Annotated in this window: 11 protein-coding genes; all 11 read left to right on the forward strand. The window is 65.0% G+C overall.

Annotated features, from left to right (window positions below; genetic code table 11):
- Positions 1-11: 11 nt before the first annotated feature.
- The 11 genes from PI87_RS08335 (at position 12) to PI87_RS08385 (ending at position 12,101) form a co-directional block, all read left to right on the forward strand.
- Positions 12-689, forward strand: a complete 678-nt coding sequence (locus tag PI87_RS08335) for a DUF484 family protein (protein WP_039597379.1) — start codon at positions 12-14, stop codon at positions 687-689.
- A gap of 20 nt (positions 690-709) precedes the next feature.
- Positions 710-1,699 carry a tyrosine recombinase XerC gene (xerC, locus tag PI87_RS08340; RefSeq protein WP_039597244.1) on the forward strand — a complete coding sequence of 330 codons (990 nt, stop codon included), beginning with the start codon at positions 710-712 and terminating at the stop codon, positions 1,697-1,699.
- A gap of 47 nt (positions 1,700-1,746) precedes the next feature.
- Positions 1,747-2,943, forward strand: coding sequence for a class I SAM-dependent rRNA methyltransferase (locus PI87_RS08345; protein ID WP_039597245.1), 1,197 nt, complete (start codon positions 1,747-1,749; stop codon positions 2,941-2,943).
- Positions 2,944-3,021: 78 nt separating this feature from the next.
- Positions 3,022-3,540 (forward strand): metal-dependent hydrolase, encoded by a 519-nt coding sequence (locus tag PI87_RS08350; protein WP_039597380.1) that lies wholly within the window; start codon positions 3,022-3,024, stop codon positions 3,538-3,540.
- A gap of 155 nt (positions 3,541-3,695) precedes the next feature.
- Positions 3,696-5,222, forward strand: coding sequence for an FAD-dependent oxidoreductase (locus PI87_RS08355; RefSeq protein WP_039597246.1), 1,527 nt, complete (start codon positions 3,696-3,698; stop codon positions 5,220-5,222).
- 14 nt (positions 5,223-5,236) lie between these two features.
- Positions 5,237-6,496: a lactonase family protein gene (locus tag PI87_RS08360; RefSeq protein WP_039597247.1), complete on the forward strand. Its 1,260-nt coding sequence runs from the start codon at positions 5,237-5,239 to the stop codon at positions 6,494-6,496.
- Positions 6,497-6,579: 83 nt separating this feature from the next.
- Entirely contained in the window at positions 6,580-7,107 is a 528-nt protein-coding gene (locus tag PI87_RS08365; RefSeq protein ID WP_039597248.1) for a Fur family transcriptional regulator, read from the forward strand.
- Positions 7,095-8,171 carry a CobW family GTP-binding protein gene (locus PI87_RS08370; protein WP_039597249.1) on the forward strand — a complete coding sequence of 359 codons (1,077 nt, stop codon included), beginning with the start codon at positions 7,095-7,097 and terminating at the stop codon, positions 8,169-8,171. Before PI87_RS08365 ends, PI87_RS08370 begins: the two co-directional genes overlap by 13 nt.
- Positions 8,172-8,600: 429 nt before the next feature.
- The gene (dksA, locus tag PI87_RS08375; RefSeq protein WP_039597381.1) at positions 8,601-9,020 is read left to right on the forward strand and encodes an RNA polymerase-binding protein DksA; all 420 of its coding nucleotides are present in this window, start codon (positions 8,601-8,603) and stop codon (positions 9,018-9,020) included.
- A gap of 83 nt (positions 9,021-9,103) precedes the next feature.
- Positions 9,104-10,411, forward strand: a complete 1,308-nt coding sequence (zigA, locus tag PI87_RS08380; RefSeq protein ID WP_039597250.1) for a zinc metallochaperone GTPase ZigA — start codon at positions 9,104-9,106, stop codon at positions 10,409-10,411.
- Positions 10,412-10,511: 100 nt separating this feature from the next.
- Entirely contained in the window at positions 10,512-12,101 is a 1,590-nt protein-coding gene (locus PI87_RS08385; protein ID WP_039597251.1) for an ABC transporter substrate-binding protein, read from the forward strand.
- The last annotated feature ends 100 nt before the right edge of the window (positions 12,102-12,201 follow it).

The following is a 12,201-nucleotide window of genomic DNA, read 5'->3' on the forward strand; positions in this document are numbered from 1 at the left end:
CCACCTCCACGATGAACGCACAAGACGTCGCCAACTACCTGCAAGCGCATCCGGCCTTCTTTGAAGAGCACGCGGAACTGCTGGCCGCCATCCAGCTGACCAGCCCGCACAGCCACCGCGCCGTGTCGCTACAGGAGCGCCAGATGGAAATCCTGCGCGACAAGCACAAGCATCTCGAACTCAAGCTGTCGGACCTCATGCGCCACGGCAACGAGAACGACCGCACGCAGCAGCGCGTGCACGCGTGGACGACGCGCCTGGTGGGCGAGGCCGACACGCATGCGCTGCCGTACGTGGTGCAAGATGGCCTGCGCGAGATCTTTGAAGTGCCGGCAGTCGCGCTGCGCGTATGGCAGGTGGGCGAAGAGTTCACGCACCTGGAGGTCGCGCAGGGCGTGAGTGAGGAAGTGCGCCTGTTTGCCGCTGGCCTGCGCGCGCCATACTGTGGCGCCAATGCGGGCTTCGAAGCCGCCGGCTGGCTGGAGACCGCTGAGACGATCGAATCGGTCGCCATCGTCACGCTGCGCGTGCCGGTGCGTGGTGATGCCGATCAGACCGCAGCGCCTGCCTTTGGCATGCTGGTGCTCGGCTCGCCGGATGCACGCCGCTTCCACGACGGCATGGGTACGACCTACCTTGCGCAGCTCGGCGAGCTGGCTGCTGCCACGCTCAACCGCTTGCGCGATTAAGCGCTCGGCGCACGCTCCGCATGCCGCAATCTGCTCACCACGATGACCGCGACGCACCCGCGCCGCCGCATCCGCAGATTGCGGCCTACCTTGATGCGCTGAAGTTCGAGCGGCAGCTCTCGCCGCACACGCTGGAAAGCTACGGCCACGAGCTGGCCGTGCTGCAGCGTCTGGGCGCGCAACACGCGGCCGGCATCGATCTCACGCAGCTCCAGTCCCACCACATCCGCCGCATGATGGCGCAGCTGCACGGCAACGGCCTGTCGGGCCGCAGCATTGCTCGGGCGCTGTCGGCATGGCGCGGCTGGTACAAGTGGATGGCGCTGCGCGATGCGGCCGTCACCGCAAACCCGGTCGACGGCGTGCGCGCACCAAAGAGCCCGAAGCGGCTGCCGAAGGCGCTGTCCGTCGAACAGGCCGTCGCGCTGATGGAGCAACTGCCCGGCGACGATGCCGAGACGATTCGCGACCGCGCCGTCAACGAGCTGTTCTATTCGTGCGGGCTGCGGCTCTCTGAGTTGGTGAGCCTGGACCAGCGCCACGTGAAGGCCGGCGAGTACGAATCCGCCAGCTGGCTGGATCTGGACGCCCGCGAGGTGATGGTGCTCGGCAAGGGCAGCAAGCGGCGCACGGTGCCCGTGGGCAGTAAGGCCGCCGAGGCATTGGCCGCGTGGCTGGCGGTGCGCGAGCAACTGGTCAAACCCGACCCGGCACCGGAAGATGCGCATGCGTTGTTCCTCTCCCCGCGTGGCAAGCGGCTGGCGCAGCGGCAGATTCAACTGCGCATGAAACGCAACGCCATCGAGGCCGGTGTGCCGGCCGATGTGCACCCGCACGTGCTGCGGCACTCGTTTGCCACGCACATGCTGCAATCGTCCGGTGACTTGCGTGCGGTGCAGGAACTGCTCGGGCACGCCAGCATCGCCAGCACGCAGGTTTATACTTCGCTCGATTTTCAGCACCTGGCCAAGATCTACGATCAGGCGCATCCCCGCGCGAAGAAGAAGTAACGCGCTGCCCCGAACCCTGTAGCGGGGCGCACTTATTCCCCAGTCGTATGCAAACCCTGATTCTCAAGCCCGGCAAGGAGCGCTCGCTGCTGCGCCGGCACCCGTGGATTTTCGCCAACGCCATCGACCGCATGGAAGGCCGCTCGCCGGCCTCCGGTGCAACGGTGGTCGTGCGTGCCGCCAACGGCCAGTTCCTGGCGCGCGCTGCGTTCAGCCCGGTCTCGCAGATTCGCGCCCGCGTGTGGAGTTTTGACGAGGCCGAGCCCGTCGATCACGCCTTCTTCAAGCGTCGCATTGCCACCGCCGTCGCGTACCGCCGCGCATGGGTGCACGACACCGACGCCGTGCGCCTCATCATGGGCGAGGCCGACGGCCTGCCCGGCTTGATCGTCGACCAGTACGGTACGGGTGACACCGGCCAGCTCGTCTGCCAGTTCAGCGCCGCCGGCGTGGAGCATTGGAAGGAAGCGATCGTTGCCGCGCTCATCAAAGAGACCGGTTGCCCGAACGTGTACGAGCGTTCTGACGTGAGCGTGCGCGAGCGCGAAGGCTTGGAGCAGCTGACCGGCGTGCTGGCCGGCGCCGAGCCGCCCGAAGACCTCTCCGCCACCGAACACGGCGTGCGCTATTACGTGGACGTGCGCGAGGGCCACAAGACCGGTTTCTACGTCGATCAGCGTGACAACCGCGCGCTCGTCGGTGCGCTGGCGAAGGATCGCGACGTGCTCAACTGCTTCTGCTACACCGGCGGCTTTTCGCTGGCGGCGTTGAAGGGCGGGGCGCGTTCGGTGGTGTCGATCGACTCGTCGGGTGAGGCGCTGGCGGTGGCCGCGCGCAATGTCACGCTCAACGGTTTCGATCCGGCACGTGCCGAGTGGCTGGATGCGGATGTCTTCAAGTCGCTGCGCAACTTCCGTGCTGAAGGTCGCCAGTTCGACCTGATCGTGCTGGACCCGCCCAAGTTTGCGGCGTCGGCTCAGCAAGTGGATCGCGCAGCGCGGGCCTACAAGGAGATCAACCTGGTCGGCATGCAACTGCTGCGACCGGGCGGTCTTCTGTTCACGTATTCGTGCTCGGGTGCGATCGATGCGGATCTGTTCCAGAAAATCGTTGCGGGCGCGGCGGCGGATGCCAAGGTGACGGCGCGCATCCAGCGCCGGTTGGCGGGCGGTGTGGATCATCCGCTGCTGACGAGCTTCCCGGAAGGCGAATACCTCAAGGGCTTGCTGCTGCAGATCGGCTAGCAATTTGTCGCAAATTTTGGCTTGTCGCGGCAAGCCTCAATTGCGAAGATGCGGCCCTTCGTTTTCCGCATCACGCTGATGGCATCCAACGCAGCCCATCATGCGACGGGCTGGGCGGCGGGGCTGATCGCCGCCACCTTCGTCGCACAGGCTTCCCACACTTCCCTCGAACACCTGGGCCCCATCCTCGCGTTTTGCGCGGCGGTTGCCGGCAGCACGGCGCCTGACTGGATGGAGGTCGCGTGGTGGAGTCGCGCCCGCCGGCTCTGGATCACGCACCGTACTGCCACGCACTGGGGTGTCGGCTGGATCGCGGCGCTCGTGCTGTCTTACCAAGCGCTGAGTCACGGCCACGTCTGGGCGCCGCCGCTGTTCGGCTTTGCCTGCGGCGGGCTGATGCACTTGCTGGCGGATTGGCCGAACCCGCTGGGCGTGCCCTGGATCTGGGGGCGCCACTCCCTGAACCTGTGGAAGAGCGGGCGCTGCGACCTGATCGTGGTGATCCTGGCATGGGCCGCGGCGTGCTGGCTGGTGCGGCCGCTGTGGCTAGAGACGGCGTCCCGGGTGGTGGCCTGGTTTGCCCATCAGGTGCGCTGAAGCGGCTTTGGCCGGCATGGCGCGCACGTTGTGCCGGCAATGTCTGATGGAAGCCGGACTCGCGAACGACTAAGTTGGAACCGCCGGACGTATCGCGTCCGAATCCAACTCCGTTTGCGCAACCCTTGCGCAAACGCCCTCACCGGGAGTCGTCGATGACACTGGATGTGACCCGCCAGGACCCTCGCTACAACACGCTCAAGCACGGCTTCAACCTCCGTTGGCCCGCGACCGATGCCCAGTCCGCTGGCCGGATCGCCCTTGTTGAAAAGCCCGACGATGTGGCGCCCGCCATCCAGCGCATCATCAATGCGGGGCAGCGGCCGACGGTGCGCAGCGGCGGGCATTGCTATGAAGATTTCGTCTCCAACAACCCCGACGGCACGATCGTCGATCTGAGCCTGCTCGACTCGCCCGAAGTGCACGCCGACGGCTCGGTGCGCATTCCCGCCGGCACGCAGAACTGGAACGGCTACCTCGAGCTCTACAAGCGCCACAACGTCACGCTGCCTGGCGGCTCGTGCTATTCGGTGGGTGCGGGTGGGCACATCTGCGGTGGCGGCTATGGACTGTTGTCGCGGCTGCAAGGGTTGACGGTGGATTGGCTGTCCGCCGTGGACATCGTCACCGTGGACAAGGATGGCAAGGCGGCCGCGCGCACCGTCGATGCCACGCGCGACCCCGAACTCTTTCGCGCATGCCGTGGCGCGGGTGGTGGCACCTTCGGCGTCATTACCGGCTACACGTTCGCCAAGCTGCCCGAGGCACCGCAAGAGGTGGCGCTCGCCACCGTCGCTTTCGATTGGGCCACGATGACGCAGGAGCGCTTTGCTGAACTACTACGCATTTACGGCGAATACTGGGAGACGCGCGGCAAGGACCCGGACACCTGGGGCATGTTCTCGCTGCTCAAGCTCACGCACAAATCAGCCGGGCAGATTGTGCTGCTCACGCAGTTCTGCAACCCGGACGGCACGTGTCGTGATCTCTCCGTGCTCAACGATTTTCTCGATCGCTTCCAGGCGTGCGCACCGACGGCCGTCAAGGGCCGCCCGCCCGGCTACGGCCCGGCGCACAAGCAGGGCACGGGGCAACTGCTCTGCTCCAAGCCGCACACGATCGTGCAGTACGACTGGCTGACGGCCACGCAATACCTGAACGGTTCGGGCGCCAACCAGCGCGGCAAGTACAAGTCCGCCTACATGAAGCGCGGCTTCACGGCGCGCGAGGCACAGCGCATCTACACTCACCTCACGCGGACGATGCCGGGCGTGGATCTGAGCCAATCGCTGCTGCAGGTCGATTCCTACGGCGGTGCCGTCAACAAGACCGAGCGCATCGCCGACACAGCCGTGCCGCAGCGCGCATCCATCATGAAGCTGCAGTACCAGACCTACTGGGGAGCCGCCGCTGATGACGCCGGCCACCTGCGCTGGATCAACGACTTCTATCGCGACGTCTACGGCGCCCCTGACGTACCCGCGCCGCACAGCGGCACGCCCTACCCCGGTGACCGGTACGAGGGCTGCTACATCAACTACCCCGACGTCGACATGCTGGCCTACTCGTTCTGGCCGCAGCTCTACTACGGCGATGGCGATCTCTATGCGTTCCTGCAACGCGTCAAGCGCCGTTATGATCCGAACAACATCTTCCACCACGCGATGTCCGTGCGTGCGTGAGGAGGAGCCTATCCATGACCAATCGCCAATCCCCAACCCGTCGAACTTTCATGCAGTGGACTGGTAGCCTGCCCTTGGCAGGCGCGCTTCCCAAAACCGCGATGGCCCAGGCGCAGGGGCACGAAACCGCGCAGCCTGCCACCTCGGGTGTACAACCCGCTGGCGCCACTCGCCCGCCGCGTTTCGCTTACGTCGGCACCTACACGTTCAATGCGCCGGGCGGCACCGACGGTGGCCCGCCTGCCCGCGGCATCTATGTGCTTGAGTCGCGCGGTGATGCCTGGACGCAGGTGCAGGTGGTCGAGAGCGCCAATCCATCGTTTTTGGCCGTGCACCCGAATCAGCGATTTCTGTACGCCATCAATGAGATCGAGGTCTATGAGGGCCGCCCGAACGGTAGCGCCGAGGCCTACGCCATCGACCCGCGCGACGGCAAGCTGACGCTGCTCAACCGGCAGCCGTTGTCGCTGTCGGGCACGAATCCGGCGCACGTGGTGGTGTCGCCGAACGGGCGGACTCTGGCGGTGTCGATTTACAGCGGCGGCGCTTACAACCTCCTGCCGATCGGCGCGGACGGCAAGCTCGGCGCTGTGTCCGGCATCTTCAAGGACACCGGCTCTGGTCCCGCACCCGAACAGGAAGCGCCGCACGCACACATGATGCTGTTCGACCCGGCGGGTAAGCACGTGCTCGGCACCGACCTCGGCACCGACCGCATCAACGTGTTCGCCATCGAGGGTGGCAAGCTTGCCCCGCGCGACCGCGCGCAGCTCAAGCCCGGCGGCGGCCCGCGCCATCTGGCGCTGCATCCGCAGGGCAAGCTGCTCTACGTCATCAACGAGCTGGACGGCACGGTCGCCTGCCACGGCTATGACCCGGAGACCGGCCGCGTGCTGGAGGAGCGTCAGCGCATCTCCACCACGCCGGCCGACTACACCGGCCAGAAGAGCGGCGCCGAGTTGCTGATGCATCCGTCCGGGCGCTTCCTGTACGCCAGCAATCGCAAGCTGAAGTCGGACCACCCGCTGGCCGACAGCGTGGCCGCGTTCAGCATCGATGCCTCCGGTAAGCTCGCGCCGCTTCAGTACTGGAGCGAAGGCGTGCGCTTCCCGCGTGCGATGACGATGGCGCCCGACGGCGGCCATCTCTACGCGCTCAACCAGAAGGGCGACACGATCTTGCGGCTGCGCATTGACGGGCAGACCGGCAGGCTCGATCAGCCCGTGGTGGTGGCGAAGGTGCCGACGCCGGTGTGTCTGGTGTTTGCCGCGTAGCGCAGCAAAGACCCTGGGCGGTGCAAGGCCGCCCAGTTGCAACTCAATTGCAGCAACCTGCGGGCCGTGGGACAATCCCGCGCATGAGCACCCCGGCCTCGCGAGACGATCTCGCCACTCCGCAAACCGATTCGCCCGATGCGGCCGCCCGCGCGCGGTTGCGCAGCCTGGGCAGCCGTGTGACCGAGCCGCGCGTGCGCGTGCTGGCCGTGCTGATGCAAGGCGCCGAGCCGCTCTCGCACCAGGCCGTGTGCGACGCGCTGCCCGATGATTCGGGTATCGACCGCGTGACGGTCTACCGCGTACTCGACTGGTTGGTGGCCGGCGGCATCGTCCACAAGACAGCGGGCGCGGACCGCGTCTTCCGCTTCAGTCTGGCCGAGCACGACGCTGCGCGCGAAGCGGCGCATCGCTCACACAGCCACTTTCACTGCACGCAATGCGGGCGGGACTTCTGCTTGGAGGCCGCCGAACCACCGGTCATGCCTAAGGGCGCCCTGCCCGCCGGCTTTGCGGCCGACCACGCTGAACTCACCATCAAGGGCTGCTGCGCCGACTGCGCGCATCTGGCAGTCCATCACCAGACAGGAAACGCCTCATGTCCAAAATGATCCCGGTCACCATCCTGACGGGCTTTCTCGGCAGCGGTAAGACCACGCTGCTCAAGCGCATCCTGACCGAGCAGCACGGCATGAAGATCGCCGTGATCGAAAACGAGTTCGGCGAAGAGAACATCGACAACGACATCCTCGTGCAGGACGGCAACGAGCAGATCGTGCAGATGAGCAACGGCTGCATCTGCTGCACCATCCGCGGCGACCTCGTGGCCGGCCTGTCGGACCTGCTCACGCGCCGCGACAACGGCCAGATCCAGTTCGACCGCGTGGTCATCGAGACCACCGGCGTAGCCAACCCCGGCCCCGTCGCGCAGACCTTCTTCATGGACGACGAGATCGCCAGCCGCTACCTGCTGGACGCCGTCATCACGCTGGTCGACGCCAAGCACGGCAACATGCAGCTCGACAAGCAGGAAGAGGCGCAGCGCCAGGTGGGCTTTGCCGACGCCATCTTCATCACCAAGAGCGATCTGGTGCCGGCCGAGGACGTGGACGCGCTGCGCCACCGCCTGCTGCACATGAACCCGCGCGCCCCGATCCGCACCGCCAATTTTGGCGAAACGCCGATCGACACCATCTTCGACCTGCGCGGCTTCAACCTGAACGCCAAGCTGGAGATCGATCCCGACTTCCTGCGCGAAGACGAGCATGACCACGATCACGATCACGATCACGATCACGACCACGCCTGCTCGGCCGACTGTGACCACGATCATGACCATGGTCACGGCCATCACCACCATCACGGCCACGCGCACCATACCGACCGCATCGCCTCGTTCGTCTTCCGCAGCAACCGCCCGTTCAACTACACCAAGCTGGAGGAGTTTCTCTCGGGCGTGCTGAACATCTACGGCGAGAAGCTGCTGCGCTACAAGGGCGTGCTTTATATGGAGGGCGTCGACCGCAAGGTGGTGTTCCAGGGCGTGCACCAGCTCATGGGCAGCGACGTGGGCGGCAAGTGGGATGGTGAAAAGCCCAGCAACCGTATGGTTTTCATCGGGGTGGACCTGCCGCGCGAAACAATTTTGAAAGGATTGGAGAACTGCCTGGCCTGAGACTGGCCGTATCCGGTAGTATCTCGACCGTTTTAATCGATCCAGTGGGCGAATCCGGTATTTTCAGGCCGAATTTCCTGTCCGTGTTTATCCGATAGTTCGGGTAAGATCGTTCAGCTACAATAGGTCGATTTCGAGGCACGTCGTCCGAAGCACGTCCGATAGGAGGAGCAGGCGATGGTGACAAAGAACAAGGACGGGCGCGGCGCCAACGGCGGCGCCTTGCGGTCCAACACGGAGTCGGCTGCAGCCCAGGCTGCGCCAGCCACCCGAAAAAAAGCGGCAGGGGGCGCCGCTGCGGGCAAGGCAACAGGAGGCGCGCGGGGCGGCAAGTCCGCCGCCAGCCAGAACGAGTCCGGCGCATCCCCGCGCGAGGACGACGCGACAGCCGACACGGCGCGCGATTTACCAGGATCATCCGCAGCAACCATGAGCAGCAAGAAACTACTCACCGAAGCCGAAATCCTGAAGATGGGCGACAAGGATTATATGAACGAGGCGCAGCTCGCCTTCTTCAAGCATCGGCTCGAACAAATGCGGGACGACATTCTCAAGAATGCCGACCAGACCGTCAGCGATCTGCGCGAGACAGTTGTCGTGCCGGACCCGGCTGACCGTGCCACCATTGAGGAAGAGCACGCGCTGGAGTTGCGCACGCGTGACCGTGAGCGCAAGCTGCTCAAGAAGGTCAACCAGTCAATCGCGCGCATCGATGCTGGTGACTACGGCTTCTGCGACGAAACCGGCGAGCCGATCGGCGTGCCGCGCCTGATCGCCCGCCCGACCGCCAACCTGTCGCTGGAGGCGCAAGAGCGCCGCGAAAAGCGCCAGAAGTTGATGGGTGACTGACGCGCGCGTCGCATCTGTTTGCGCATTTGTCTGAATTGACAGCCCGGCCATCACCGGGCTGTTTGCTTTATAGGCCACCGATCATGTCCCGTCCGCTTCCCGTTACCGTGTTGTCCGGCTTCCTGGGCGCCGGCAAGACCACGCTGCTCAACCACGTGCTCGCCAACCGCGAGGGTAAGCGCGTGGCCGTGATCGTCAACGACCTGTCGGACGTCAACATCGACGCGCAGCTCGTCGGCGACGGCACCGCCACGAGCGCGCAGCTCTCGCGCACCGACGAGCGCATGGTCGAGCTGTCCAACGGCTGCATCTGCTGCACGCTGCGCGAAGACCTGCTGGATGAGATCGCGCGCCTGGCCCGCGAAGACCGTTTCGATTACCTGCTGATCGAGTCGACCGGCGTGGCCGAGCCGTTGCCGATTGCCGAGACCTTCACGTTTGAAGATGCCGAGGGCGACGTGCTGTCCGACCTCGCACGGCTGGACACCATGGTCACCGTGGTCGATGCTCAACACTTCCTCGCCGATTACGATGCGGCGGATTTTCTCGCTGACCGTGGCCAAGCCCGTGACGAGGACGACGACCGCACCGTGGTCGATCTGCTGATCGAACAAGTCGAGTTTTGCGATGTGATCGTGCTCAACAAGATCGACCTGGTGAACGAGGCTGAGCGTGCGCGGCTGGCCGGTATCCTGCATTCGCTGAACCCGCGCGCGCGCATCGTGCCGGCGTCGTTCGGCAAAGTGCCGCTGGACGAGATGCTCAATACGCACCGCTTTGATTTCGACGCTGCATCCGCCGCGCCCGCGTGGCTGGCCGAACTGCGCGGCGAGCACGTGCCCGAGACGGAAGCACTCGGCATCCGCAGCTTCGTCTACCGCCGCCGCGTGCCGTTCCACCCTCAGCGCCTGTGGGACCTGATGCATACCGAATGGCTGCGCGAGCATGGTCGCGTGCTGCGCTCGAAGGGGTATTTCTGGCTGGCCTCACGCATGGACACGGCCGGCAGCTGGGGCCAGGCCGGCGGCGTGATGCGCCATGGCGGTGCCGGCGCATGGTGGGCAGCGGTGGATGAGGCTGAGTGGCCCGATGAGGAAGAAGCCCGCGCCGACATCATCGACAAGCTGCACGACAACGGTGCGCCCGCGCCGTGGGGCGACCGTCGTCAGGAGCTTGTCTTCATCGGCACCGATCTGGACGAGGCCGCGCTGGTTGCGCAGCTCGATACCTGCCTGCTGACCGCTGCAGAAATGGCCGCCGGCCCCGAAGCTTGGGCTGCGCTGTCTGATCCATTCCCCGCCTGGGCCTTCGACGATCACGACGAGTTTGATGACGACGAAGATCACGATCACCAGCATGGTGACGACTGCGATTGCGGGCACCATCACTGAGCACGCGCACACCCTGCTTCATCGACATTGACACCGGTGTCATCCGGTCCTGACAATCCCCGAACGTTTTGTTTTCATAACGAACCATCGGGGAGTTGTCATGCCGGTTCTGCGTCTGTTGCGCGCCGCGAGTTTGGTCGCTGCACTGTCTCTCGTTACCGCCGCACCGCTTGCCGCGCAGGCTGCGTCGCCCACCACGCTGGTAGTCGGCTTGTCGGGCGACATCACCTCGCTCGATCCGCACTTCCATAACGTCACACCCAATTCGAACGTTGCCGAGCACATGTTCGAGGCGCTGATCGCCAAGGACGAGAAGATGCGCATGAAGCCCGGCCTCGCCACCTCGTGGAAGGCCGTGAGCGATACGGTGTGGGAGATCAAGCTGCGCCCCGGCGTGCATTTCCATGACGGCAGTGAATTCACTTCGGCGGATGTCGTCTACTCGCTGGCGCGCCCGGCCACCATCAAGAACAGCCCGTCGCCGTTCACGATCTACACACGCGGCTTTAAGGACGTGACGGCAGTCGACAAGCTGACCGTGCGCATCACCACCAACGGCCCGTATCCGCTGGTGCCGAACGATCTGTCGACCATCTACATCGTGTCGAAGAAGGCGGCCGAGAAAGCCGGCCCGGAAGATTTCAACAATGGTCGCGCGCTGATTGGCACGGGGCCGTACAAGTTTGTGTCGTTCGCGAAGGGCGACCGCCTGGAGCTGACGCGCTTTGACGGCTACTGGGGCAAGAAGCCGCAATGGGAGCGCGTGACGCTGCGCATCATGACGGCTGATCCGTCACGCGTGGCGGCGCTGCTGGCCGGCGACGTGCAGGTTATTGAGAACGTGCCGACGTCGGACATCAAGAAGCTGTCGAGCGATCCGGCGGTGTCGGTGTTCAAGATGCCGGTGTTCCGCATGATGTATCTGCACCTGGATTCGAACCGCGATGTGTCGCCGTTCGTGACCGACAAGGCCGGCAAGCCGCTGGCGAAGAATCCGCTCAAGGATCCGCGCGTGCGTCAGGCGATTTCGCTGGCGATCTCGCGCCAAGCCATCGTCGACCGTGTGATGGAAGGGGCTGCCGAGCCGACTGGGCAGCTCGTCAACAGCGCGCTGTTCGGCCATGTGCCGGGCCTGAAGGCACCGGTGGCCGACCCGGCCGCCGCGAAGACGCTGCTTGCCCAGGCGGGGTATCTCGACGGTTTTGCCATCACGCTGCACGCCACCAACAACCGCTACGTGAACGACGACCGCGTCGCCCAGGTGATCGCTTCGATGCTTTCGCGTGTCGGCATTGCGACGAAGGTCGAGGCGATGCCATCGGCGACGTTCTTCACGCGCGCCAACAAGCTGGACTTTTCGTTCCTGCAAGCGGGTTGGGGGGCGGATACGGGTGAGGCCAGCTCCAGCCTCAAGGCGCTGCTGGCCACGTACGATCCGGCGCGCGGCTGGGGGGCATCTAACCGCGGGCGTTATTCCAACCCGGCGCTGGACGCCAAGCTGGCCGAGGCCCTGCAGACCATCGACGATCCCAAGCGCGAGAAGCTGCTGCAGGAGGCCACCGAAATCGGCATGCGCGACAACGGTGTGATTCCGCTTTACTTCAACATCAACGTGTGGGCCGCGCGCAAGGGCTATACGGTGGTGCCGCGTCTGGATGAGCGCACCTACGCTTTCGACGTCACGCACTGACGATCAGAGAAGCGATGCGGCGCGCACAAAAATTGTGCGCGCTGCGGAAATCAGGCTTGAAATCCTGGGGGCTGGCGTCAAGTATGGAACTCTTTGACCG

This window comes from Ralstonia sp. A12 (genome assembly GCF_000801955.1).
Lineage (GTDB): Bacteria > Pseudomonadota > Gammaproteobacteria > Burkholderiales > Burkholderiaceae > Ralstonia.